General features: G+C 62.3%; 23 protein-coding genes. 5 read left to right on the top strand and 18 right to left on the bottom strand.

Translation table 11 applies throughout. The features are described 5' to 3' along the window. Positions 1-144: 144 nt before the first annotated feature. The 5 genes from JFN91_RS13180 to JFN91_RS13160 form a co-directional block, all read right to left on the bottom strand. Positions 145-792: a TPM domain-containing protein gene (locus JFN91_RS13180; RefSeq protein WP_199389655.1), complete on the bottom strand. Its 648-nt coding sequence runs from the start codon at positions 790-792 to the stop codon at positions 145-147. After that, positions 793-1,668, bottom strand: a complete 876-nt coding sequence (locus JFN91_RS13175) for a TPM domain-containing protein (protein WP_199389654.1) — start codon at positions 1,666-1,668, stop codon at positions 793-795. It abuts the gene before it with no gap. A gap of 117 nt (positions 1,669-1,785) precedes the next feature. Then, positions 1,786-2,370 carry a LemA family protein gene (locus JFN91_RS13170; RefSeq protein WP_199389653.1) on the bottom strand — a complete coding sequence of 195 codons (585 nt, stop codon included), beginning with the start codon at positions 2,368-2,370 and terminating at the stop codon, positions 1,786-1,788. Between the two features lie 227 nt (positions 2,371-2,597). Next, positions 2,598-3,818, bottom strand: coding sequence for an amylo-alpha-1,6-glucosidase (locus JFN91_RS13165; RefSeq protein ID WP_328746992.1), 1,221 nt, complete (start codon positions 3,816-3,818; stop codon positions 2,598-2,600). Then, on the bottom strand, positions 3,815-4,522 hold the full coding sequence (locus JFN91_RS13160) for a metallophosphoesterase family protein (RefSeq protein ID WP_236015127.1): 708 nt from the start codon (positions 4,520-4,522) through the stop codon (positions 3,815-3,817). The genes JFN91_RS13165 and JFN91_RS13160 overlap by 4 nt, the downstream gene beginning before the upstream one ends. 76 nt (positions 4,523-4,598) lie before the next feature. Between JFN91_RS13160 and JFN91_RS13155 the strand changes: the two genes are divergently transcribed. Continuing rightward, on the top strand, positions 4,599-4,880 hold the full coding sequence (locus tag JFN91_RS13155) for a hypothetical protein (protein WP_199389720.1): 282 nt from the start codon (positions 4,599-4,601) through the stop codon (positions 4,878-4,880). Between the two features lie 40 nt (positions 4,881-4,920). On the opposite strand, the gene JFN91_RS13150 is transcribed toward JFN91_RS13155, so the two are convergent. The 12 genes from JFN91_RS13150 to JFN91_RS13100 form a co-directional block, all read right to left on the bottom strand. Then, on the bottom strand, positions 4,921-6,315 hold the full coding sequence (locus JFN91_RS13150; protein ID WP_199389651.1) for a serine hydrolase domain-containing protein: 1,395 nt from the start codon (positions 6,313-6,315) through the stop codon (positions 4,921-4,923). A gap of 338 nt (positions 6,316-6,653) precedes the next feature. Then, the gene (locus JFN91_RS22295; RefSeq protein WP_268898705.1) at positions 6,654-6,782 is read right to left on the bottom strand and encodes a hypothetical protein; all 129 of its coding nucleotides are present in this window, start codon (positions 6,780-6,782) and stop codon (positions 6,654-6,656) included. 209 nt (positions 6,783-6,991) lie between these two features. Next, positions 6,992-7,828, bottom strand: coding sequence for a cytochrome c3 family protein (locus tag JFN91_RS13145; RefSeq protein WP_236015125.1), 837 nt, complete (start codon positions 7,826-7,828; stop codon positions 6,992-6,994). Positions 7,829-7,972: 144 nt separating this feature from the next. Then, positions 7,973-8,872 (bottom strand): cation diffusion facilitator family transporter, encoded by a 900-nt coding sequence (locus tag JFN91_RS13140; protein WP_199389649.1) that lies wholly within the window; start codon positions 8,870-8,872, stop codon positions 7,973-7,975. After that, positions 8,866-10,581: a single-stranded-DNA-specific exonuclease RecJ gene (gene recJ, locus JFN91_RS13135; RefSeq protein WP_199389648.1), complete on the bottom strand. Its 1,716-nt coding sequence runs from the start codon at positions 10,579-10,581 to the stop codon at positions 8,866-8,868. The genes JFN91_RS13140 and recJ overlap by 7 nt, the downstream gene beginning before the upstream one ends. Before the next feature lie 267 nt (positions 10,582-10,848). Continuing rightward, on the bottom strand, positions 10,849-11,424 hold the full coding sequence (locus JFN91_RS13130; protein WP_199389647.1) for a tetratricopeptide repeat protein: 576 nt from the start codon (positions 11,422-11,424) through the stop codon (positions 10,849-10,851). 9 nt (positions 11,425-11,433) lie between these two features. Beyond that, positions 11,434-12,342: a protein translocase subunit SecF gene (gene secF, locus JFN91_RS13125; RefSeq protein WP_199389646.1), complete on the bottom strand. Its 909-nt coding sequence runs from the start codon at positions 12,340-12,342 to the stop codon at positions 11,434-11,436. 12 nt (positions 12,343-12,354) lie between these two features. Then, complete coding sequence (secD, locus tag JFN91_RS13120) at positions 12,355-13,953, bottom strand: protein translocase subunit SecD (protein WP_199389645.1); 1,599 nt, start codon at positions 13,951-13,953, stop codon at positions 12,355-12,357. 36 nt (positions 13,954-13,989) lie between these two features. Continuing rightward, on the bottom strand, positions 13,990-14,316 hold the full coding sequence (yajC, locus tag JFN91_RS13115) for a preprotein translocase subunit YajC (protein WP_183347036.1): 327 nt from the start codon (positions 14,314-14,316) through the stop codon (positions 13,990-13,992). A gap of 77 nt (positions 14,317-14,393) precedes the next feature. Continuing rightward, positions 14,394-15,509 (bottom strand): tRNA guanosine(34) transglycosylase Tgt, encoded by a 1,116-nt coding sequence (tgt, locus tag JFN91_RS13110; protein WP_199389644.1) that lies wholly within the window; start codon positions 15,507-15,509, stop codon positions 14,394-14,396. A gap of 9 nt (positions 15,510-15,518) precedes the next feature. Continuing rightward, positions 15,519-16,544 (bottom strand): tRNA preQ1(34) S-adenosylmethionine ribosyltransferase-isomerase QueA, encoded by a 1,026-nt coding sequence (gene queA, locus JFN91_RS13105; protein ID WP_199389643.1) that lies wholly within the window; start codon positions 16,542-16,544, stop codon positions 15,519-15,521. Position 16,545: 1 nt separating this feature from the next. Further along, positions 16,546-17,652, bottom strand: coding sequence for a SpoIID/LytB domain-containing protein (locus JFN91_RS13100; protein ID WP_199389642.1), 1,107 nt, complete (start codon positions 17,650-17,652; stop codon positions 16,546-16,548). A 343-nt stretch (positions 17,653-17,995) separates the two neighbouring features. Here JFN91_RS13100 and JFN91_RS13095 point away from each other — a divergent pair, with 343 nt between their 5' ends. From JFN91_RS13095 to JFN91_RS13080, 4 genes are all read left to right on the top strand, one after another. Further along, positions 17,996-20,107: an HD domain-containing phosphohydrolase gene (locus tag JFN91_RS13095; RefSeq protein ID WP_199389641.1), complete on the top strand. Its 2,112-nt coding sequence runs from the start codon at positions 17,996-17,998 to the stop codon at positions 20,105-20,107. 91 nt (positions 20,108-20,198) lie between these two features. Next, on the top strand, positions 20,199-21,161 hold the full coding sequence (locus tag JFN91_RS13090; RefSeq protein ID WP_199389640.1) for an ABC transporter ATP-binding protein: 963 nt from the start codon (positions 20,199-20,201) through the stop codon (positions 21,159-21,161). Beyond that, positions 21,158-22,144, top strand: a complete 987-nt coding sequence (locus JFN91_RS13085) for an ABC transporter ATP-binding protein (protein ID WP_199389639.1) — start codon at positions 21,158-21,160, stop codon at positions 22,142-22,144. The genes JFN91_RS13090 and JFN91_RS13085 overlap by 4 nt, the downstream gene beginning before the upstream one ends. Positions 22,145-22,207: 63 nt before the next feature. Beyond that, complete coding sequence (locus tag JFN91_RS13080) at positions 22,208-22,492, top strand: ArsR/SmtB family transcription factor (RefSeq protein ID WP_199389638.1); 285 nt, start codon at positions 22,208-22,210, stop codon at positions 22,490-22,492. Between the two features lie 42 nt (positions 22,493-22,534). On the opposite strand, the gene JFN91_RS13075 is transcribed toward JFN91_RS13080, so the two are convergent. Next, complete coding sequence (locus JFN91_RS13075) at positions 22,535-23,875, bottom strand: TldD/PmbA family protein (RefSeq protein ID WP_199389637.1); 1,341 nt, start codon at positions 23,873-23,875, stop codon at positions 22,535-22,537. Positions 23,876-23,930: the final 55 nt, after the last annotated feature.

The following is a 23,930-nucleotide window of genomic DNA, read 5'->3' as shown; positions in this document are numbered from 1 at the left end:
TTGCTTCGGCAAGGTAAGCTATGCTGCCAGGGACGCCTCGACCCGGAATGGGGACCGATACGGCGCACGGTACCGAATGTCAATAATGAGAGCGGAACAGGTTGAAAGTCAATGACTTTATCGGCAGGACCGGCAAAAAGATGATCAGGAAATGATGATGTCGTCGGAAAGTTCGTTGCGGTCGTCCTCACGGCGCGGGAAATGACGTTGCAGTTCGCTGCCGCAGGCCTCAACCACCTCGCAGACCGCCTGCGCACCGCGCCCAGTCCGCAGCCCCTGGGCCAGTTGCTCGGCGAGGGTCTTCCAGTACCCCGGCGGTATCTTGGCGTTGATGCCCCGGTCGCCCACGATCCAAACCTTGCGCTCCAAAAGGGAGATGAAGATCAGCACTCCGGTCTCCATGCGGGTCCGGTACAGCCCCTGCTGGTAGAAGGCCACCAGCGCCCGTTCGCTGACCGCCTCGGCCAGGCGCCTGGGCCCCACGAAAGAGAGCTTCAGGTGCGGAAAGCGGCGCAAAAAGAGGAGCACCGGGAAATAGAGCAGGAACACCACGGGGATATAGGTCCAGATGGTGACGTGATGCAACAGCACGGCGACCACCACGCCGACGAAGCCGGAGAGAAGCAGCGCACCGAGCGCTTCGGCCTCACGATAGCGATCGCTCTCGGACACCACCATGGTGGCGATCTCGCCGCTGGACAGGGCCTCGGCGCGGGCCACCGCCTGCTTGATGGCCTCCTTGTCGGCCTCGCTGAAGAAGTCGTGAGCTACGGATTTGTGCGAAAGGTCCATTTACCAGTCTCCCGAGGCACCGCCACCGCCGAAGTCGCCACCACCGCCGGAGAAGCCGCCTCCGCCACCTCCACCGCCGCCAAAACCGCCGAAGCCCCCTCCCCCGAAACCACCGAAGAAGGGAGGCCCTCCCATGAAACCGCCGCGCCCTCCCGAGGAAAAGAGGAAGGCGATGAAGAGGCCGGCCAGGAAGCCGACCACCGCCAGCACACCCAACAGCAGCATGGAGAGGCCGGAGAAGGAGATGAAGGCGGCAATGGGGAGGCCGATCGCGCCGGCAACCCCGCCGAGGAAGCGGGAGATGCCGCCCAGGAACACCGAGGCGACCAGGACGAAGAGGAGCAGTGTCAGGATCGGAGGAGCCCCCTTCTTGCCGTGGCGGAGGTCGGTAGCTTGGGCCTGGTACTCGCCCCGCACCGTCGCCATGATGGCGTCCACGCCGCGGGAGATTCCCTGGTCAAAGTCGCCGCGTTTGAAGGCGGGCGTGATCTCGTTGCGGATGATGCGTCCGGACATGAGATCGGTCAGCTTCCCTTCCAGCCCACGCCCTACTTCGATACGGATCTTGCGGTCGTTTTTGACCACCAGCAGCAGTGCACCGTTGTCCTTCCCCTTCTGGCCCAGCTGCCACTTTTCCACCACCTTGATGGCATACTGCTCCAGCACATCACCTTCCAGGCTCGGGATGGTGAGGATGACGATCTGGGTCGAGTCGCTGCGCTCGAAGGCAGTCAGTTCCGATTCCAGTTGCTGCGCCATTTGCGGCGAAAGCATCGAGGCGTAGTCGTTCACGTGGCTGCGCAGCGGAGGAACCTCCGCCGCCGCACAGACCTGGACCGTCAGCAAGAATGTGAGGAGCAAAAACAGCTTTTTCATGGGCGACCCATAGGCAGATTCAGATAAAGACTAAGATTAAGAAATGACGTAACCTGAACCTCTCAGTCTTAACCTCATTCTTAGTCTCAATCTAAATCTTTGTCTTAATCTGCTTTTCTAGAACTTGATCTTGGGCGCCACCTTGGCACCTTCTTCCGCCTTGAACGGCTCCTTGCGCTGCAGGTGCAGCATCATGGAGTTGGTGAGCGAGTTCGGGAAGGTCCTGATGGTGGTGTTGAAATCCTGCACCGCCTGGTTGTAGCGCACGCGCGCCACGTTGATGCGGTTCTCGGTTCCCTCCAGTTGGTTCTGCAGGTCCATGAAGTTCTGGTTCGCCTTCAGGTTCGGGTAGCGCTCGACCACGACCATGAGGCGGGACAGCGCGCCGCTCAACTGCGACTGGGCCTGCTGGAAGTTCTGCATGGTCTTGGGATCGTTGATGGCATCCTTGGAAACCTGCATGGAGCCCACCTTGGCGCGGGCCTCGGTGACCGCCTTGAGGGTATCTGCCTCGTGCTTGGCGTACCCTTTGACGACCTCGACCAGGTTGGGCACCAGATCGGCGCGGCGCTGGTAGGAAGCCTCGACGTCGCCCCAAGCGGCGAAGACGGCCTCTTCCTTGGCCTGCATGGTGTTGTAGCCGCAGCCGGAAAGTGCGGTAAGGGTGAGCAACGACAGCAACAGTAACGTCAAGCGTTTCATGATCTAATCCTCCTTGAATGGCATAAGCACAATAATAATCACCACTATCGCAAATGTCACCCTTGAAAGGATAAAAAGGAATAAAAGTCAAAAGCAGTTACGCAAATAACTCAAAGGTGGCGCGAAGTACGTCATGAAAGTCTTCAAAACAAAAGAAGTCTTTCTCTACCCCCTTTGCGGATTCATAGCGTGCTTTGCGTAACTGCTTCCAGGTTTTGAATCTGTCTTTAAGCGAAGATGCGGGCACCGCATAGGACGGTGCGATAGGCGAGAATATAGACAGCGGCATTCCATGACTGCCTGGGCATCCCCATCGGCTCGCCTGTTTGTCCCTGAAACCACTCGTTGAACTCCCAACCGTTAACCCGGCAACTGAGCGCGAGTTTCACCAATTCGGCATGGGCCAGGGATCGCTCGCCAAGCGTCGCCAGCAGGATAACCCAGAAGCCACCTACAAAAGGCCAGGCACCGCCGTTGTGGTATTGCCAGGGAAGGTTTTGCCGGTGACGCTGCATGTACGGGCGCCAGCGAGGCGAGCCCATCTCTATGGGGCTCCCCACCACGCGCACCGGGTGCGGGTCGTTGGCGTTCAGGGCGGTCACGCCCGCCACCATCTTGCAGGCCTCGGAAGCGGTCCCAAGGCCGGTAAGGTAGGCGAGGATGTTGCCGAAGATGTCGATCTCCTCTCCCCAGAAGGAGAAGTTCACGTAGCTCAGCAGGAAAGGCTCGGGGCGGCAGCGATTGCGGATGTAATGGCGCATGAGCCGGATCCGCTTCTGATCCGGGACCGCATTGTCGAAGGGGTTGAAGAGCAGACGGCCAAAGCGCTGCGTCTCCCTGGCGGTGGGGAGATCGTAGAGTCGCTTGACCCAGTACCAGAGGGCGTTGCTGTAGAGAACGAAGCCGCTCCTGGGCATGATGTCGGCCCAGTCGGAACAGTCGTTTTGCTGCAGCAGGAACCATCCCTGGTGTTCCTGGCATTCCAGCCAGTTCAGCGCGCGCACCACGTTGGCGGCGACTTTCGTTGCCAGGCCGAGATGCGGCGCCATCCTCTCTACGAGGTGGACGGCAATCAGCCACCAGATGGTTGCGTCAACGCAGCCGGCATACCAGAAGTCGACTTCGGCCAACTCCGGCTTGACGAACTTCGGAATCTGCCCGTTGCGGGCCTGGTGGCGCGCCAGGGTGAGCAGTCCCGCCTCGGCCGACTGAAGCAGCTCCAGGTCGCCGGAAATGGCCATGCCCAGTGCGCAGATAGCTGCGTCGCGACCGAAGATGGAGTCGTAGTTGCGCCCGGATGACTTCGGGTTGCGCGCCGAGGCAAGCACGCCCGCCGGCGTCGAGTTCTCCCGCAACAGGCGCAGGGCTTCCCGGTAGCACTCCGCCAGCAAAAGGTCCTCGTTCTCCCGCGTCGCGGGAAAGACCGCTTTGCAGCGATCGGAGGTCACTTGAGTTGCACCATCTGGTAGCTCACCTGTCCCTTGCTGACCCTGACCACGAGGATGTGGTTGACCCTTTCGCCGTAACGGCTCATCCAGACCAGTGGTGCACCGGCGCCGCCGGAAATGAAGGCGGGCACGCCGCCGAAGACGCTCGCGTCGAAGAGATGGGAATGGGCGAAGAAGAGGCCGCGCACAGTGGGCGCCGCGGCTACCATCTGCTCCAGTTCAGCCGCTCCCTTGGTGAAGGTATGGCCGCGCCAGCGCTTGGTTTGAGGGGGGACATGCATGGCAACGAAGGTGGCGCCGGGGGCGGAGGGGAGCTGGCGCTTGAGGTAGTCCAGATCCGTGGACTCCAGTCTGCCCTGCGAGTTGTCCAAGGCTACCACCTTCAGCCCGAGGCGGGGTACGGAAACAGCAAAGCGCGGCGGACCGATGGCTTTGTCGAAGACCTTGGGGTTCTCGTGGTTGCCCGGCACCACGAACACCGGGATGCCGCTGGCGTTTTTCTCAACCATGGTCAGGAAGTTGGCGGTTTCCTCCTCACCCCCCTCGGTGGAATAGTCCCCGCCGTGCAGGATGAAGAGCGGATCGAACCCGGCTGCGGTGCGCAGTGCCAGTTTGAATATGGCGTCGTTGGAGCGGCTGTCCCCCATCACCACGAAGCAGTAGTCGTCGACCTGGGTGCGGCGGGCTTTCTCTTCCAGTTGCATGGTGGAGCGCTGGAACAGGGTATCGGCGCAGGAGACAGAGGTAACTAGAAACAGGCAGAAGAGAAGCAGGAGGCCGATGAGTGGCCCCCTGCCCTGGGTGGAGGTTTTAGCTGTTGACGACATACTGCTTGTTGCTCTCGATGCAGAGCTTGCACAATTTCTCAATGCTGGCTACCTGGCTGTCAGTGAGTCCGGTCGTGTCCGGCAGACGAAAGGTGCGGCAATCACAGCAACAGCAGAGAATACCAAGGTCCAGTCCGAGATCCATATCAAGCATCACTGCGCCCCCGATAAAGATTTGGATGAGCTAATGTTGCCGGATGCTATCACATATGCTGAGAGCAAGCAACATCTTTAAGCCAAGCCACAGAGGACTGATAGTGAGTCGGGCAACTTGGTCAGCTTCTGGACAGGGAGCGATGCTTTTTCGATGCGGAACGAATCTTACCGGCATCGTTTCGTGCGACCTTGGTAATCTTGGCACCGCGATGCGCGGCGCGGGCCTGCAGCGTGCGGCGGCCGGGCTTGACGGAGCACTTGGCGGCGTGACGGTCATGACGCAGCTTCAGGGAGGCGAACCGAGCGGTGGGTTCGCTGATGGCGGCAACGGTAACGACCTGTGCCTTGACCTTCTGCTCCTCGGCTACGGGGGCCAACTCGCCGGCGATACCCTTGAGGTCGGCTGCAGCGTAGGAGGAGACATTCCTGCGCAACTGGTTGAAGTTGTGTACGTTGTGGTAGTCGAGCCGCCTGGTCAGCATGATGACGAACATGTCCTGCTGGGGATCGATCCAGATCGAGGAACCGCTGTAGCCGGTATGACCGAAGGAGGCCTCCGAGAAGTAGCTCCCCTTGGGCGCGGAGAACGGGGATGCCACGTCCCAGCCCAGGGCACGCTTGATCCTGCCGTTGTTACAGGCGTAAGGGGTGGTCATCTGGGTTACCGCCTGCTCGGAGAGGATGCGGGTGCCGTCGAGCGTGCCACGCCCGAGGATGAGCCGGGCGTAGCGGGCCAGGTCGTAAGCGGAGCTGAAGAGCCCGGCATGGCCTGCAACTCCTCCCAGCCTCCGGGCGTTCTCGTCCTGTACCACGCCACCCTGGGTGCCGGAGGTTGGGGCGATTTCGTTGCCGTCCCGGGACGGGAGGAAGGAGGTCTCGCGGGTCCCCAGCGGCTCGTAGATCTGTTCGCGGCAGAACTTGTCCAGCCGCTCCCCGGTAACCCGGTGCACCAGTTCCCCGAGCAGGATGAAGTTGATGTCGGCGTACTCGAAGCCCGTGCCGGCACCGCGGAACCGTTGGGTGGCGACCTTGTGCACCAGCCCCTCTATCGTGCCCCCCTGCCCCACCATGACATCGGAGAGCCCGGAGGTATGGGTCATCAGGTGCAGGATGGTGATGTTCCCCTTGTCGGTGCCGGCAAGCTCCGGATAAAAGCGCGAGAGCGTGTCGGTAAGGGAGATGCGCCCTTCGTCGAGGAGCTTGATGATCGCCGGTGTGGTGGCGATGACCTTGGTGAGCGAGGCGACGTCGAACTGGGTACGATCCGTGATGGCCGGTGCCCCGGCGCTGCCGCTGACCTGGCCGCGGGCGGCGGTGGCGATGATCCCCTCGTGGTTGCCGACAACAACTACGCCGCCGGCAATGAGGTTCTCTGACATGGCCCGCTCCAGGAGGAGGTCCAGGTTGGCGGTGGATAGGGTCGCCGAGGGGGCGGGATCAACCATGGCCTGGGCTTTGACGGGGGACAGGGACACAAGCGGGATCAACAGGAGTATCAGGAGAATAACGCGCACGAGCTTCCTTTTAAGATCTGTGCTGCCACAGATTTTCAGTTAGGACTGCGGTTGATGTTCTTGGTGAGCAGCCGGTGTGGAAGGGGCTGACGTTGCCGTCGGTAATCACGACAGGAGCTAGGATACAGGAGAGGCCGGGTAACTTTTGTGACCGAGGTCACCATTTTGCAAGCCAAACCCGCGATCCACCGTGATAATTCCGCGACGACCTCAGGCAGTTTACTTTGTCTGTGGGAAAGGATGCAAGAGATCTTTGTTGAACCAGCAGAGAGGAGGACGCGGCAGAAGGGACTGGCTCCGTCAGGTGCCTGTCCCTCTAGCGGAACGCTCCTTTCAGCTCAGCCACCTTTGATCTCGTTCCCAAGATCCGCCTTGATCTCGTTCCCAAGGTCCGCCTTGATCTCGTTCCCAAGGTCCGCCTTGATCTCGTTCCCAAGGTCCGCCTTGATCTCGTTCCCAAGGTCCACCTTGGGAACGCAAAGCCTCTCCGAAGCTCCAACTTCCCTCGGATGCAAAGCTGGAGCTTTGCGCCATATGGGGTTCCCAAGCTGGAGCTTGGGAACCAGGGAAGCAAGGGGACAGGCACCTGGCGGAGCCAGTCCCCTCCAACGAAAAAAGGCCCCAGGGATGATCCCCGGGGCCTTTTCGGTGCAGATGGTTACAGCAGGTGGTGCGCTTACTTCATGCTGGGCAGGTCGTGGACGTCGAGGTGGCAGCCCAGGCAGTTCGGGAAGCGGGTCAGGATCGACGCCGGATGCGGAGCCTTGTGGCACTCGGTGCACTGCGGGATGTAGCCGTGCTTCGCCTTGTGGCAGGAAGCGCAGGCGACCTTGGAGTGACGTGCCTTGGAGTTGAACAGCTTCGCGGCAACCTTGCTGTGGCAGGAAGCGCAGGTCTGGTTCCAGTCGGTGCCCTGGTAGGTTACCTGCTTCGGCTTGTGGACCGAGTGGCACTTGGCGCAGGCTTCGATCGGCTGATCCTTGAAGTGCGGCTTGTGGCACATGAAGCAGGACGGCTTGAAGCCGTGCGAGGTATGGCAACGGTCACAGGAGACGTTGGTGTGCTTGCTCGGGAACTTGACCAGTTCGGCCTTCTCGTCGGCATGGCAGGTAGCGCAGGTGGTGGCCAGACGCTGGGTCATGGCAACCTTACGCGGGGTGTGCGGGTTGTTGTGGCAGCTCGCGCAATCCTTGTTGGCCGGCCCGTGGATATCGGTGTGGCAGGAGGCACACTTCGGCATCACTTCGTCGTAGTTGGCCTTCTTCGGGTTGTAGGCGTGGATTACGGTGTGGCAGGCCTGGCAGTCGAAACGGTGCTTGCCGCCGGCGGTCTTGAGCCCGTTGAACGCGCCGGTGTGGCACTGGGCACATTGCTGCGGGGTGAGCGCAGCCGGTGCAGTCGCGTACATCTCCGGCTTTTCCGGGATGTCCACGGTCGCCATCTTGGCGGCAAAGGCCGTGGAAGCGACGAGAATCAAGGTCGCAACGAAGAGCGACAGGGTACTCTTTTTCATCATTCCTCCCCAAATAACAGTGTATTCACTACAGTCGACTGGTCTTAATACTACCTATGGCGACTGTCTGTCAAGAAAAGATGTGATTAAAATCACGGGTGATGGAAGAGTTGGCGCGGCGAGAGGAAGGATCAAAGGGATGTGCTAAAGGCGGATCAGGTCTTCGTGCGGTTCATCGGAGGGGTTTATGTGTATCATGACATCGCCCACGTTGCTGAAATGGTCGAAGATGCGGCGTTTGACCTCGGTGGCTATGTCGTGGGACCGTTTCACTGTCATCTCCGGTGGCATGTCGAGCTTCAGGTCCACAATGAGATATTGCCCGGAGTGGCGCGCCCTGATCTCGTGCACCTGGTCCACCCCCTCAACGCTGCGGGCGATGCGCGAGATCGCGTCCAAAAGGGACTGCTCGGGCTGGCCGTCCATGAGTTCGTGCGCCGAGGTGCGGAAAGTGTGGTAACCGATGTGAAAGATGAAGAACGAAGTGAGACCGGCGGCGATCGGGTCCATGATGCTGACGCCAAAGTAGGCCCCCCCGACGCCGACCAGCGTGGCGACCGAGGTGATGGCGTCTTTTCTGTGGTCCTTGGCGATGGCGAGTAGCGCCGGGCTTCCCAGGCTCCCCCCTACCTTCATGGAGTACCGGTACAGCGCCTCTTTGGCCACGATGGTGCCTGCCGCTGCCAAAACGGCCACCAGCGCCGGGGTGGCGTAATGCCCTTCCAGCATGGTAGTGGCGGCGCCGTAGAGAATCCAGGCGCCGGTGGCGGCGATGACCAGGGAGACGAAGATGGCGGAGAGGCTTTCCACCTTCCCGTGGCCGTACGGGTGGTCCGAGTCGTACGGTTTGCGGCCGACCTTGAGGGCGATCAGGGTCATGCCGATGGCGATGAAGTCGCAGGCGCTTTCGACGCCGTCGGCAAAGACGGCGTCGGAATGGCCGTAATGGCCGGCGGCGAGCTTCAACACCATCAAAACGGCGTTGGCCCAAAAGCCGATGCGGATGACGCGATCGGCCTTATTGAAGCGATCGCTCCTCAGCACGTTCCCTCCGGCCGCAGGTCCTTCACGGTAAGCTGCAGCGAACTCCTGCCGTTCCAGACGTTGATCCCCGGGGAAAAGAGGACGTCCACATTGCCCTGCGGCACGCCCGCCTCGGCAAGGCCGAAGCCGATGGCATCGAAGCTCCTCCCCCCCTGCCCTACTTTCAGTTTCAGGTGCCCCCCCTTGAGCACGCGGCTATCCAGCACCTGGGCCCCCTTGAGCACGAAGAGCGGCTCGGGGTTCCCCATGCCGAAGGGCTTCATCTGCTCCAGCTGCCGCACCAGGTCAGCGGTGATCTCATCGCCGTCCAGTTCCAGGTCGAAAGGGAGCGTGGGGGTAAGTGCGTCGGCGTCGAGTTCCTGGGCCGCCTCGTCGAAACGCAAGGCAAAGCGCTCCAGTTCCTCCTGCGCGATGGAGAGGCCGGCAGCGTGGCTGTGGCCGCCGAAGCGCAGCAGGTGGTCGGCGCACTCCTTGATGGCGTCCAACAGGTGAAAGCGGGAGATGCTGCGTCCCGACCCCCTCCCCGTTGCGCCGTCGAAGGCGAACAGGATCACCGGCCGGTGGAAAAGCTCCACGATGCGCGAGGCGACAATGCCGATCACGCCCGGATGCCACTCCTCAGAGCCGAGCACGATGCTCTTGCGACCGCTGCAGGCACCCTGCTCCAGCATGGCGCGCGCCTCCTCGAACGTGGCCCGCTCCAGGGCCTGGCGCTCGGCATTGGCCTCGTCCAGTTCGCGGGCGATGTCGCGGGCGCGCTGGGGGTCGCGGCAGAGCAGCAGTTCGAGACCCAGCGCCGCGTCCTCGAGCCTCCCCGCCGCGTTGATGCGCGGAGCGAGCCTGAAGCCGACCGCTCCGCAGCCGACCTCCCCCGTGATCCCGGCCACTTCCTTGAGGGCCTCGACGCCAACCCGGGTGCCGGCGCAGAGCTGCTTGAGGCCGTAGGTGACCAGCACCCGGTTGATCCCAAGGAGCGGCACCACGTCGGCGATGGTGCCCAGGGCGACCAGGTCGAGGTACTCCTTAAGATCGGGTTCGGCGCCGGGCTTGAAGCAGCCGTCTGCGCGCAGACGGGCGCGCAGCGCCACCACCAGGTGGAAGGCGACGCCGACGCCGGCCAGGGACTTGAACGGGAACGGGCAGCCGGGCTGCAGCGGGTTGATCACGGCGCAGGCATCCGGGAGTTCTTCGCCGGGGGAGTGGTGGTCGGTGACGATGAGGTCGACGCCGGCCTCGCGGCACAGCCTCGCCTCGTTGACGGCGGTGATGCCGCAGTCGACGGTGACCAGCACGGTCGCGCCGGCACGGGTGGCCGCGGTCACTCCCTGCTCGGAAAGGCCGTACCCCTCGGTGAGGCGCTTGGGAATGTAGTGGCAGCAGTCGAGACCGATCTTCTGGAAGAAGCTGATAAGGACGGCGCAGGAGGTGACGCCGTCGACATCGTAGTCGCCGTGCACGCAGACCCGCTCTCCGGCCTTGAGCGCCTGGACCAGCCGCGCCACCGCCTGCTCCATTCCCGTCATGAGCATCGGATCGTGCAGCCGGGACAGTACCGGGTTCAGGTAGGCGTCGGCGTCATCGGGAGCGCAGACGCCGCGGTGGGCAAGAAGGCGCGCGAGAAGCGGAGCGACGCCGGCTCGGGTCAGGCCGCATACCGCCTCGGCATCGGCCTCCCTGGCCCGCCAGCTTCTATGGGTGACAGGTTTCATCCCTCCTCCAATGGAAAAAAATCAGGGTGCAATCATAACATAAGGAACAGCCGGTTGCGCGGTTAATGTGACGGCAAGTCCTTCGACGGCGGCCGAAGGGACTGGCTCCGTGAGGTGCCTGTCCCTTTAGCGCAACGCTCCTTTCGGCCCGGCCAGCTTCAACAAACTAAGGGGACAGGCACCTGGCGGAGCCAGTCCCCTACCAAAAAAAAACCCGCCGTGTAGGCGGGTTTTTTCTTCATCTATATCTCTATCTTCGTCTTCTGTTTACTTCTTGAACGAGGTCGGCATCTGGTTCATCGCGGCCATGTCGTTCTTGATCTGCTGTGCCGTGGGGCTGGTCGAGTCAAACTGCAGGTACTTGGTCCAGATCTCCTTGGCCTTCTCCGGCTGCTTCAGGTCCTGGAGGTAGACCACGCCCAGGTTGTACAGGCTCTGCAGATGCTTGGGGTCGATCGACTGCGCCTTCTCGAAGTTTGCAATCGCCTTGTCATACCAGCCGATCTTTCTGTACATGATGCCCTGGTCGGTCATCACGTTCAGGTTGTTGGGATCGAGCTCCAGCACCTTACCGTAGGCATTGACCGCCTTCTGCGCCTGATCGGTGTCGAAGTAGTCGTTGCCGAGCTGGATCCAGGCCTGCAGGTTCTTGGGATCAGCAGCCACGATCTTCTCGGCCTCGACGATGCGACGCTGGTAGTCGGTCGGCGAACCGGCCCCCTGCGGCACGCTCATGGCGACCTCGGGTGCCTTATTCTGGCCGGCGATGTTGAAGATCAGGTAGCCTCCCAGAAGCCCCACGATCAGCGCTACCACTATGGTAAGTACGTTCTCCTTGTTCACAGAACCTCCTTAGGCGGCCTCGGCCTTGGTCTCGACCGCGTGCTCTTCCCACAGTGCAACGATCGGGCTCGCCACGAAGATGGACGAATAGGTGGCGACCACGACGCCCACGACCAGGGCAAAGGCGAAGTCGTGGATCACCTCGCCACCGAACAGGAACAGCGACACGGCGGCAAGGAAGGTGGTCACCGAGGTGATGATGGTACGGGACAGCGTCTCGTTGATGCTCTTGTTGAAGATGGTGATCATCGGGTCCTTGAGGCTCTTATGCATGTTCTCGCGGATACGGTCGAAGACGACGACGGTATCGGTGAGCGAGTAACCGGCGATGGTCAGGACCGCGGTGATGAACAGGATGTTGACCTCGCGGTGCATCACGTAGAACACGGCGATCATGGCGAGCACGTCGTGCATGGTGGCGACCACCGCACCCACGCCGAACTTGAAGTCGAAGCGCCAGGCGATGTAGAGGATGATGCCCAGCATGGAGAGCGCCACGGCCACCAGGGTGTCCTGCTTCAGCTTCTCGCCGATGGACGGGCCGATCTCGGTGGAGCTTTCCACGGTGAAAGTGTTGCCCGGGATGCCGGCTTTCAGCGCGTCGGCGACCTGGTCGGCGGACTTGCCGGTGGACTTGTGCATCTTCACCAGCACCTGGTTGCCGCCGGTGATCTCCTGCAGTTCCACTTCCTTGACGCCAGCCTTGGCAAGGGCGTCACGGATGGACTGGGTGGTGGCAGCCTGTGCGAACTTGATCTGCATCTCGGTGCCGCCGGAGAAGTCGATGCCCATGTTGGCGGTGCCGCGGGCGATGGCGATGATGCCGAGGATGCCGATGATGGCCATGATGCCGGAGGCGATGAAGGAGATCTTCCTCATCCCGATGAAATCTATGTTGGTCTTCTTGAGCAGTTCCATTGGTCCCTCCCCTTATACGCTGAGTCGCTTCACGTGTACGCGGTCCAGGAAGGCGTCAAAGAGCACCTTGGTGGCCACAAGCGACGTGAACAGGTTGATGATGATACCGAGGCTCAGCGAGACGGCGAAGCCCTTGACCGGGCCGGTGCCGAACTGGAACAGCACCGCAGCGGTGATGAGGGCGGTCACGTGTGAGTCCATGATGGTGAGAAACGCCTTGTCGTAGCCGGCGTCGAGCGCGGCGTGCGGCGTCTTGCCCAGGCGCAGTTCCTCGCGGATCCTCTCGAAGATGAGGACGTTGGAGTCAACCGACATACCGACCAGCAGGACGATAGCGGCAATGCCCGGCAGGGTCAGCGTCGCACCCAGCGCGGAAAGCGCACCCATCAGGAACAGGATGTTGAGCACCATCCCGAGGTTGGCCACCATGCCGGAGATCTTGTAGTACATCGCCATGAAGGAGACGACCAGCACCACGCCGATCAGACCGGCCATGAGCCCCTTGTGAATGGAGTCGCGACCCAGGGAAGGTCCGACGGTGACGTTCTGCAGGATCTTGACCGGAGCGGGGAGCGAACCGGCACGCAGCACGATGGCCAGGTCGGCGGCTTCCTTCTCGGTGAAGGAACCGGAGATCTGCGCGGAACCGCCCGAGATCCGCTCGCGGATCACCGGCGCCGAGTAGATGTTGTTGTCCAGCACGATGGCGAAGCGCTTGCCCACGTTGGCCGCGGTGACCTGGTCGAACAGGCGCGCGCCGGTGGAGTTGAACTCGATGGCAACGTAAGGCTGGTTGTACTGGGAGTCGATCCTGATCTGTGCGTCGGTCAGAAGCTCGCCGGTGATGATGGCCTTCTTCTTCACGACCAGCGGCGTTTCGGAGACTGCGCCGGTCTGGGGATCGGTCCTCTTCTCGGTGAGGAGCTCGTCGTCCTCGGGGAGCGAACCGGCGGTCGCGGTAGCCGGGTTCACGGTCTCGTCAACCAGCTTGAACTCGAGGCGAGCGGTCTTGCCGATCAGCTCGATGGCGCGCTTGGGGTCCTTGATGCCGGGGAGCTGCACGACGATGTTGTTCAAGCCTTCGCGCTGGATCACCGGCTCGGAAACGCCGAACTGGTCAATCCTGTTGCGGATGGTCTCCAGGGCCTGGGCCACGGCACGGTCCTTCCTGACCTGGGCCTCTTTCTCGTTGATGCGCAGCTGCATGTTGACGAAGCCGCCCTCGTCGAAGACCGGCAGGGCCTCGAGGTCCGGGTACTTCTTCTTGATGAGCGACTGCACCTTGTCGGCCGAACCGCGATCGTACAGGGTGAGCTGCACCTTGTCGCCGCCGAGGCGTGCGATCTTTTTGAAGCGCAGGTTCTGCGCGGTGAGGGAGTCCTCGAGGTCGGTGGCGATCAGGTCCAGGGACCCTTCCACGGCCTTCTGGGTCTCGACCTCCATGACCAGGTGGGTGCCCCCCTGCAGGTCAAGACCCAAGTGGATCTTGTCCTTGGGAAGCAGGCCGCTCCACCACTTGGGGAGCGTGTCGACCAAGGTCGGCGTCAGGTAGACGCACGAGGCGATGATGAAAATGAGGATAAGAGAAATGCGCCAGGTATAACCCTTCATGGGAAAAGCTCCTTTCGGAAAAATTCGATCAATGCACTAGTCCTGCTTAACAGACGCAATGTACCCCTTGTTGATCCTGACGTTGACGCCGGGAGCGATCTCCAGGGTAACCACCTGGTCATCCAGTGCGGTCACCTTGCCGTGCATGCCGCCGGCGGTGACGACCTGATCGCCTTTCTTGAGCGCGTCCAGAAGCGCCCTGTGCTCCTTGGCCTTTTTCTGCTGCGGCCTGATGAGCAGGAAGTAGAAGATGGCGAACATGAACACCAGGGGGATCAGCCCCTGGAACTGCGCCATCATCCCTCCGCCCGCCGGCGCGCCGCCCTGCGCGGGAGCAGCCATTGCAAACGCCAAACCTAACATTTAGTTACCTCCTGGGTTGTATTTCCATCACTTTGAGACAGTGAAAAACTTTCTGGAACAGCTTCAACTCGGTGTGTCTAACATGCTGTCCTGGCAGCGTAGAAGTCCTGCCTGAACTTGACGAACTCGCCCCTGCCGATCGCTTCCCGCACCTCTTTCATCAGGTCCAGGTAGAAGTGCAGGTTGTGCCAGCTGTTCAGCCGCGAGGCCAGGATCTCCTGGCTGCGGTACAGGTGCCTCAGATAGGCCCTGGAGTAGTTGCGGCAGACATAGCAGTCGCAGGCGGGATCGATGGGACCCTGGTCCTCGGCGTAGATGGCCGCCTTGATGTTGATCCTGCCGAAACTGGTGAACAGTGCACCGTTCCTGGCATTCCTGGTGGGCATGACGCAGTCGAACATGTCGAAGCCGTTGTAGACCGCCTCGACCAGGTCCTCGGGCGCCCCGATCCCCATGATGTAGCGCGGCGAATCTTCCGGCAGGATGTCGCTGCACTCCTGCATCATGCCGTGCATCACTTCCTTCTCCTCGCCCACCGACAGCCCCCCCAGCGCGTAGCCGTCGAAGCCGATGTCGGTGATCTGGCGGGCGCTTTCGCGGCGCAGGTCCGGGTGCATCCCCCCCTGCACGATGCCGAAGAGCGCCTGGTCGGGACGGCTGTGCGCATCCTTGCAGCGCCTGGCCCAGCGCGTGGTCAACTCCAGCGACTTTTGCACGTAGGAGCGTTCGGCCGGATAGGGAGGGCACTCGTCGAAGCACATGGCGATGTCGGCGCCCAGCGCCTCCTGGATGGCGATGGAGACCTCGGGGGAGATGAAGTGCTTGGAACCGTCGATGTGGGAGCGGAACTTCACCCCCTCCTCGGAGATCTTCCTGAGTTCCCCCAGCGAGAAGACCTGGAATCCCCCGGAGTCCGTCAGCATGGGGCGGTCCCAGTGCATGAAGCGGTGCAGGCCACCCAGTCTTCCCACCAGCTCGTGGCCGGGGCGCAGGTAGAGGTGGTAGGTGTTAGCGAGGATGATCTGCGACCCCACCTCGACCAGTTCCTCGGGCGTCATGGCCTTGACCGTCGCCTGGGTGCCGACCGGCATGAAAATCGGGGTTTCGATCTTGCCGTGCGTGGTTGTCAGAGAGCCTAAACGGGCCGCGCAGCCCGGGTCTTTCTTGATCAGTTCAAACGATATAGCTGACAAAATAATCCTTTATCCGATAAACATCGCGTCGCCGTAGCTGAAGAACCGGAAGCGGCGCTGTACCGCCTCGCGGTAGGCGTTCAACATGAACTCTTTGCCGGCGAAAGCGCACACTAACATAAATAGAGTCGATTTGGGGAGATGAAAATTCGTTATCAACGCATCAACCACCCGGAAACGGTATCCCGGCAGGATGAAGATGTCCGCCTCGCGCTCCCCAGCCTCCAACTCTCCCGATGCCGCCGCATGCTCCAGGGCACGCATCGACGTGGTCCCGAGCGCGATCACCCTCCCCCCGGCCTCCTTGGTGCGGCGGATGGCCTCGGCGGTTTCGTGCGGGATCCGGTACAGCTCCCGGTGCATGGTGTGCTGGGACAGGTCCTCGACCCGCACCGGCATGAAGGTCCCCAGCCCGACGTGCAGGGTAAGGGGCGCGATCTCCACGCCGCGACCCCGGATCTCAGCCAGGATCTCCGGGGTGAAGTGCAGTCCTGCGGTGGGGGCGGCCACGGCCCCCTTCTCGCGTGCGAACACGGTCTGGTAGCGCTCCAGGTCCTCCCCTTCGGGCGCGCGCTTGATGTAGGGAGGCAGCGGCATGCTGCCGGCCCCTTCCAGCCACGACATGAAGTCGTCGCTTCCCTCGAAGCGGACCTGCCACTCCCCGGCCTCGCGGGCCACCACCGTGGCCGTGACACCGGCGGGAAGGATGATGCGGGTGCCGGGGCCGGGAGACTTGGAGGCCTTGATCAGGCAGCTCCATACCTCGTCCACGCCGGGAACGCGGCGCACCAGGAATACCTCTACTGCGCCGCCGCTTTCCTTGTGCCCATTGAGACGGGCCGGGATGACGCGGGTGTCGTTCAGGACCAGGAGATCGCCGGGGCGGAACTCGGCGGCGATGGCGGCCACCGTGCTCTCCCCCACCGCGCCGGTGGCGCGCTCGAGGGTCAAGAGCCGGGAGGCGTCCCTGCGGCTGGCCGGGTGCTGAGCGATCAGCTCCGGCGGGAGTTCGTAATCAAAATCTGAAAGGCGCATGCTAACGACCGTACCCGCCGGAAAGCTTCACGCCCGGATAATAGTAATTAAGGATCTCGCGGTAATCGAACCCCTCGTTGGCGCGCCCCTTGGCGCCCCACTGGCACAGCCCGACGCCATGCCCGGAGCCGGTGCCGCTCACCTGGAGATCGTCGCGCTGGCTGCGCAGTTCGAAGTTGGTGCTCTTCACGGTGCCGTAGCCCAGGGCTTTCCTGAAGGCGACGCCCGGGATGATGACGCTCCCCCGGGAGCATTCAGCGACCACGTCCTGCACCCTGCCGCTTGCGTTCCTGCCGCGCACCCGCAGTTCCCTGAGGCCCGCCACCTGGAAGCCGGCGGCCTTGAGCGAGTTCTCCACCTTCCTCAGGGGAAGGTTCAACTCCCAGCGGATCGGGTTGGACTCTCCGCAGTAACGGCAGGAAACGCCCTGAAGGTAAGGGATCGAGAGTCCCCAGACGTTCTTGGAATTCTCGGTGTGGCCGGCGCAATTGGAATGGTAGAAGGCCTGGATGGTCTTGCCGTTGTAGGTGAGCACCTCTCCAGCGGTCTCGCGCACGCCGTAGGCGGCGCGGCTATCCTCTACGTCCGCCCCCTCGTACACCTGGTCCATCACGCTGGACTCGAGCTGGTAGCTCTGGCCGCGGCGGGCCTGCATCTGGTACACCGCGTAGGAACGGGCGATGACCGCCTGCGCCTTGATGGCCTCAATGGGCCAGGCGGAACTGATCTCGCAGTTGATGAGGCCGACCAGGTACTCCTCGAGCGGCAGTTCGTTCACCACCAGCAGGCCCTTGTCAGCCGGCGACACCTCGATCAAGGCCCGATACCCCTTGCCATTCACCGAGATACGCGAAAACGCAGAAGCAACCAGGCGGTTCACCGGCCTGCCGTTGACGCTGAGACCGCTCCCCGAGCGACGTACCTCCAGGGGCATCTCCACCCTGAGCGGTTCACGGCCGTCGGTAAGAAGCACGCCATCGCCGTCGATCCTGAGGGTTTCCGCCCCCTTGAACAGGGCCACCCGCACCATCTCCGGCCGCATCGCCGCGGCACTACCCCCGGCGGCGAGGCAGATGAGTAATATGATCAACGTCCTGAAGCAGCTCATCAATTCCATTTACACATGGGTTTAACTGTCCCCGCAAAAGCCTTAGATATAAACCATGGAACCGTCCGTAAAGTCAATAATTTTGTGGCTCTAATCAGAGGGTTTTCAGTTTAATGAGTTGGCAAGCGATTTGCTTTCTTTCTCATTAAGTCTGGAGTTCACAGGGTCGTCACCTGTGGGGTCCGGCAGTAACCGGTAAAGCTAAGATGTCGAGATCAGTAGGTTTGACGGCAGCGAAGCGGAACTGGAAATCCCAAATAAGTGTTGCCAGAAGTACAAAAAAAGGCTATATCGCTGTTGGACATAGTCATTTAGCGTGATCTGCACCACCGTTCGGAGCTGTATGCGCGTCTCCCTGAAGATCAAAATCCTCACCCTGGTCACCGCGATCCTGGTCATCGTCATCTCCACCGTTGCCTATCATAACTACAGGCAGCAAAAGGAGATGTTGCACGAGATTGCCAACCGGAACACCTCGGTCCTGATCGAGACTATCAAGAGTTCCGTCGCCAACGCCATGCTTTCCGGCCGCTCGGACGAGGTGGCCAACATCTTCGCCCGGATCAAATCCCGCGAGTTCGTCAAGTCCATCCGGATCGTTGACGCGGAAGGCAAGATCCTCAATTCCGCAGACCGCGACGAGATCGGCAAGCAGGTCCCGGAACAGGGCCGCAGCAAGCTCCCCAACCGCAACCTCTCCCTGCTCCCCGAAGAGGGTGTCTTCCTCTCTTACGCACGCATCTTCAACGCGCCGCAATGCTATAAGTGTCACCCCGCCCGCAATGAGACCCTGGGTCTGCTCGAGATCAAGCTCTCCCTCGGCTACATGAACGGTTTCATCTCCCGCGAACGCGAGATCGCCATCTTCTCCGCCATCCTCCTGGTCCTGCTGACGGTTGCTACCATATTCACCTTCCTGGTCATCTACGTGGAGCACCCCCTGCGCAAGCTGATGCGCTACATGGAGAAGGTGGAGCAAGGGGACTTCTCCCAGGAGATCAACCTCACCTCCAGCCGCGAGATGCGCTCGCTGGGCAACAGCTTCAACCACATGGTCGGCACCATCGCCAACCTGATGGAGTCGACCGTAAAACACGAGCGCGAACTGGCCCGGGCCCAGGAAAAGCTGGCGCACCACCGCGAGACCCACCTGATGAACGGCCGCCTCGAAGAGCAGATCCGTGAGATAGAAAACCTCAACGTGACCCTCGAGGAGCGCATCGAGGAGATCGAGGAGGCCAACTACAAGATCGCCGACCTGGCCGGTGAACTGGAAGACAAGAACACCAACCTGGAAAAAGCGGTCGCCAAGCTCTCCACCCTGTACCGCCTCGGGCTGGCCATCAACTCCATCATCGAGGTGGAGGACCTGTACCGGCTGGTGGTGAAGACCACCATGGACACGCTGCAGGCCCAGGTCGGCTACGTGGTCCTGTACGACGCCGGACACGGCGAACTGCGCGTCACCAACCTGGTCGGCTACCGCGACCCGAACCCGCAGCACCTGCGCGTCCCCATGAAGCCCTCCAGCGTTTCCAGCTGGGTCATTCAGAACAGCAAGCCGCTTTTGATCGCCGACATCGCCCAGACCCCCGAATTCGACCGCGTCAGCCCGCTGGGCTTCGAGAGAAAGACCCTGATCTGCGCGCCGCTCATGGTGAAGGACGAGATCATCGGCACCCTCACCGTGGTCAACAAGCTCAACAACACGGTTTACAACCACGAGGAGCTGGAACTCCTGTCCACCATCGCGGCCCAGGCTTCCATCGCCATCAAGAACGCCATGCTCTACGACGAGCAGCAGAAGACCTACCTGAACACGATCCAGGCCCTGGTCTCCGCCATCGAGGCGTCCGACAGCTACACCCGCGGCCATTCCGAGCGCGTTACCCGCTTCTCGCTGGCCCTGGCCAGAAAACTCGAGCTCCCCGCCAACCGCCTCAAGGTGATCGAGCGCGCCGCCATCCTGCACGACATCGGCAAGATCGGCATCGACCTTTCCCTGCTGCACAAGGAGGCGACCCTCACCCGGGACGACGTGGCCGAGCTGCAGCAGCACCCCACCATCGGCATGAAGATCCTGGAGCCGATCGAGTTCCTGCACGACGTGCGCCTGTGCATCGGTCAGCACCACGAGCGCTACGACGGCAAAGGCTACCCCAACCGCCTGACCGGGCAGGAACTCCTGTTGGAGTCCCGCATCCTCGCCATCGCGGACAGCTTCGACGCCATGACCTCGGACCGCCCCTACCGCAAGGCGCTCAAGCTCGAGGTTGCCATCCAGGAGCTGGCCGAGAACGCCGGCACCCAGTTCGACCCGGAACTGGTTCCCATCTTCATCAAGCTCCTGAAGACGCCCAATTTCCTGCCGCAGCGCGAGGAATACCCGGGGCTGCACGTGGTCCCCACCCCGCAGAAGAGCGGTAACGCATCTCACTCCTTCATTGCCCAGTAATTCAAATAATGGTATAAGATAAAACTTTGTAGCGCGGCCGGCAGAGCCGGTCCGCGCCTTTTTGTGCCCCTCGCGGGCACCGGGAGCCCTTGTGCCGGCACTTCTAGAGATCACAGGACTGCGTACCGAATTCCGCCTGAAGAGCGGCGTACTGAAGGCCGTGCGCGGGGTCGACCTGACCGTCGAGCCGGGCGAGACGCTGGCCCTGGTGGGCGAGTCCGGCTGCGGCAAGAGCATCACGGCCGCCTCGGTATTGAGGCTGGTCCCCCCGCCGGGCCGCATCGTCGCAGGCTCCATCCGCTTCAAGGGCGAGGACCTGTTGGCACTCTCCGAGGAGCGCATGCGCGAGATCCGCGGCAACCGGATCGCCATGGTGTTCCAGGACCCGATGACCTCGCTGAACCCGGTCTTTACCGTCGGCTTCCAGGTCGCCGAGGGGCTCAGGATCCACCGCGGCCTCAGCGCACAGGGCGCCGAGCGCGAAGCGGTCGAGCTGTTGACCCAGGTCGGCATCCCCGCTGCCACGGACCGGGTCAAGGACTACCCGCACCAGCTTTCCGGTGGGATGCGCCAGCGCGTCATGATCGCCATGGCGCTTGCCTGCGGCCCGGAACTGGTCATCGCCGACGAGCCGACCACGGCGCTCGACGTGACCATCCAGGCGCAGATACTGGAACTTTTGGACCGGCTCATGGCGGAAAAGCAGATGGGCCTGATCCTGATCACCCACAACCTCGGCATCGTGGCCGAGCGCGCCCACCGGACCGCCATCATGTACGCCGGCGAGATCGTGGAGAGCGCCGCCACCGCGGAGCTGTTCGCCAACCCCTTGCACCCCTACACCAAGGGGCTGCTCGCCTCGCTCCCCGAGTTCGGCACGCCCGGCGAGAAGCTGGCCACCTTCGCCGGCGGTGTCCCCGACCTGCGCGGCGACCTGGCCGGCTGCCCGTTCCGGGAGCGCTGCCCCATCGGCGACGACGCCTGCAGCAGGGAAACCATCCAGATGAGGGAGGTGGCGCCGGGACACCTGGTGCGCTGCCGGAAGGTATCATGACGCCGCTTCTGACCGCAGAAAACCTGGTGAAGCAGTATCCCGTGCGCGGCGGCATGTTCGCCGAAAAACGCATCCTCACCGCCGTCGCCGGCATCGACCTGGAGCTGTACCCGGGCGAGACGCTGGGGCTTGCGGGCGAATCGGGATGCGGCAAATCCACCGTAGCCCGGCTTTTGACCGGCCTCACCCCGCCCACCTCGGGGAGCATCAAGTACGAAGGGCGTGAGCTGGCGCGCATGAGCAAGGCGGAGCTGGCCCAGTACCGCAAGGAAGTGCAGATGGTGTTCCAGGACCCGTTCTCGTCGCTGAACCCGCGCATGCGGGTCGCCGAGATCCTGGGCGAGCCCCTGGAGATCCACCGCATCGGCGACGCCGCCGGGCGGCGGGACAAGGTGGCGGAACTGCTCAGACGGGTGGGACTCTCCCCCGAGCACATGATGCGCTTCCCGCACGAGTTCTCCGGCGGGCAGCGCCAGCGTATCGGCATCGCGCGCGCCCTGGCCGTGTCGCCGCGCCTCATCATCGCCGACGAACCGGTATCGGCCCTGGACCTCTCCATCCAGGCGCAGATCATCAACCTCTTGCAGGACGTGAAGAAGGACCTGGGGCTCTCCTTCCTGTTCATCACCCACGACCTCTCCGTGCTGCGGCACTTAAGCGACCGGGTGGCGATCATGTACCTGGGGCGCATCGTTGAGACCGGCAGCCGCGATCAGGTGCTGAACCGTCCCCTGCATCCCTACACGGAGGCACTCCTCTCCGCGATACCGAGCCTCGATCCCAAGAAGAGGACCCGGCACGTGATCGCCAAGGGGGAGCTCCCCTCTCCCGTTGCCCCGCCGAGCGGCTGTCCCTTCCACCCACGCTGCCCGTACGCGCAGCCGGTGTGCAGCGAGAAACGACCGGAACTTTTGGAAAAAGTACCCGGGCAACGGGCGGCCTGCCACTTCAGCGAGGAAATCTTCCTCAAGGAAGCAAAGTAATTCAGTTGACAATTGCAATTAGCATATATAGATTATCTTTAGCTCAAACCGGAGGATACCAAGTTGGCATTTGACAAGACCAGAGAGTTTGGAAAAGAAGCGGAGATGCTGAAGGTGCTCGGGCACCCGATCCGCCTGAAGATAGTGGCAGGGCTGTGCACCCAGGAGTGCAACGTGAAGCACATCTGGGAATGCCTGGGGCTTCCCCAGGCGACCGTGTCGCAGCACCTGGCGCTTTTGAAGAATAAGGGGATCATCGAGGGGACCCGCGACGGGGTCGAGGTGCACTACGCTGTGGTGAGCCCGTTCGTGCGCAGGCTGATCGAGATCCTGGACGCAGCGGGGTAACAAAGTAAGCCGATTGAAGGACCGCACCCGCCCGGGGCGGTCCTAGGTTCCGCTGACGTCGAGTTCGGCAATCCCCAGCGAGGGGGCCCCTGCCGAGCCGAAGAAACGCAGGTCGCTGCCGACCTGGTCCACCCTTCCGAACATTTCCAGCAGGTTACCTGCCAGGGCCAGCCCCTTGACGGGATACCTGACCTCCCCACCTTCCACGTAAAAACCGGCTGCACCCACCGAGAAGTCACCGGAGATGGGATTTGCCGTATGCATGCCCATCACCTCCGTGATGAACACACCTTTGCGCACCCCCGCCAGCAGTGTTGCCGGATCGGCCTTGCCCGGTTCGATATGGATATTGTGAACACCGACCTTGGGCGGGGTCTTGATGCTGCTGCGCACCGCGCTGCCGGTCGAGCGCGCCCCCAGGCGCCTGCCCCAATAGCTGTCGTAGAGAAATCCCTGCAGCACGCCCCCCTGCACCAGCGCGTTGTCCTGCTGCGGCACACCCTCGCCATCTGAAGGCGCGCTTCCCAGGGCGCCGGGGAGGAGGCCGTTGTCACGCACGGAGACCAGTTCCGAAAAAAGGCGCTCCCCTACCCTGCCGGCCAAAAGCGATTTCCCCTTGTGCACGTTTTCTGCGAGGAAGGAGCCGGACAGGACATCGAGCAGGTCGGCGGCGACGCGGTTATCGAGGACGGCTTGGCAGTGCATGGTGGCCAGCGTGCGCGCTCCCAAGAGCCCGGTTGCCTTGCGCCCGGCGCCGGCCGCGACCGCAGCCAGATCGATGCCGGCGAAGGAAGGCGAGAAGCCGTAATCCCAGCCGGTCTGGGCGTCGCCGTCGGACTCCGCCACCGCGGAGACGCTGCAGGAGTTGTAGGTGCCGCTGTAGGCGGCATCAAGGCCCAGTGAGTTGCGCACGATGGAGTGGTAGGTCGATTCGCCGTAGCTGCATTTGCGCACCCGTTTCACGCGAGGATCGAATGCGAGCACCAGGCGCTCCAGTTCCAGGGCGCGGGCAACCTTGACCGATTCGTCGACGGAGGCAAGCGACGGATCGAAGAGCCAGGGGGTGTCGGGGTAGGAGGCGGCGGCTTCCGCGAAGGTGAAGTGCTCGTCCGGGGTCTGCACCCGGGCCGCGACCAGCGCCCCCTCCACCATGCTTTCCAGCGAGGCCTCGTCGAGGGCGGTCGAATAGGAGAAGCCCATCCCCTGCCCCACCAGCAGCCGCAGGGAAACGCCCAACGGTTCGGCCACGCGGAAGGCGTCCACCTTCCCCTGTTTCACCTCGATGGCAAGGTCACGCGAGCCGGAGACGGCGATCTCGTAGCCGTCGATCTGGCGCCCCTTGAGCAGGCGTTGCACCGCATCGGCGTGTTGTGTCAGGTCCATCCAAAACCTCGAAAGCAGGGGCTAGGGGCTGGGGACTAGGGACTAGGAACCCCCA

Origin of the sequence: Geomonas anaerohicana (genome assembly GCF_016458305.1) — a bacterium.
GTDB classification, from domain to species: Bacteria; Desulfobacterota; Desulfuromonadia; order Geobacterales; family Geobacteraceae; genus Geomonas; species Geomonas anaerohicana.
This window is presented reverse-complemented; position numbering and strand designations above follow the sequence as displayed.

Coding starts and splice junctions, on each gene's coding strand:
- JFN91_RS13180 (WP_199389655.1), bottom strand. CDS start 792: ATGGACCTTTCGCACAAATCCGTAGCTCACGACTTCTTCAGCGAGGCC.
- JFN91_RS13175 (WP_199389654.1), bottom strand. CDS start 1,668: ATGAAAAAGCTGTTTTTGCTCCTCACATTCTTGCTGACGGTCCAGGTC.
- JFN91_RS13170 (WP_199389653.1), bottom strand. CDS start 2,370: ATGAAACGCTTGACGTTACTGTTGCTGTCGTTGCTCACCCTTACCGCA.
- JFN91_RS13160 (WP_236015127.1), bottom strand. CDS start 4,522: ATGCAACTGGAAGAGAAAGCCCGCCGCACCCAGGTCGACGACTACTGC.
- JFN91_RS13155 (WP_199389720.1), top strand. CDS start 4,599: ATGAGTGGCCCCCTGCCCTGGGTGGAGGTTTTAGCTGTTGACGACATA.
- JFN91_RS13145 (WP_236015125.1), bottom strand. CDS start 7,828: ATGAAAAAGAGTACCCTGTCGCTCTTCGTTGCGACCTTGATTCTCGTC.
- recJ (WP_199389648.1), bottom strand. CDS start 10,581: ATGAAACCTGTCACCCATAGAAGCTGGCGGGCCAGGGAGGCCGATGCC.
- secF (WP_199389646.1), bottom strand. CDS start 12,342: ATGGAACTGCTCAAGAAGACCAACATAGATTTCATCGGGATGAGGAAG.
- secD (WP_199389645.1), bottom strand. CDS start 13,953: ATGAAGGGTTATACCTGGCGCATTTCTCTTATCCTCATTTTCATCATC.
- yajC (WP_183347036.1), bottom strand. CDS start 14,316: ATGTTAGGTTTGGCGTTTGCAATGGCTGCTCCCGCGCAGGGCGGCGCG.
- queA (WP_199389643.1), bottom strand. CDS start 16,544: ATGCGCCTTTCAGATTTTGATTACGAACTCCCGCCGGAGCTGATCGCT.
- JFN91_RS13100 (WP_199389642.1), bottom strand. CDS start 17,652: ATGAGCTGCTTCAGGACGTTGATCATATTACTCATCTGCCTCGCCGCC.
- JFN91_RS13095 (WP_199389641.1), top strand. CDS start 17,996: ATGCGCGTCTCCCTGAAGATCAAAATCCTCACCCTGGTCACCGCGATC.
- JFN91_RS13085 (WP_199389639.1), top strand. CDS start 21,158: ATGACGCCGCTTCTGACCGCAGAAAACCTGGTGAAGCAGTATCCCGTG.
- JFN91_RS13075 (WP_199389637.1), bottom strand. CDS start 23,875: ATGGACCTGACACAACACGCCGATGCGGTGCAACGCCTGCTCAAGGGG.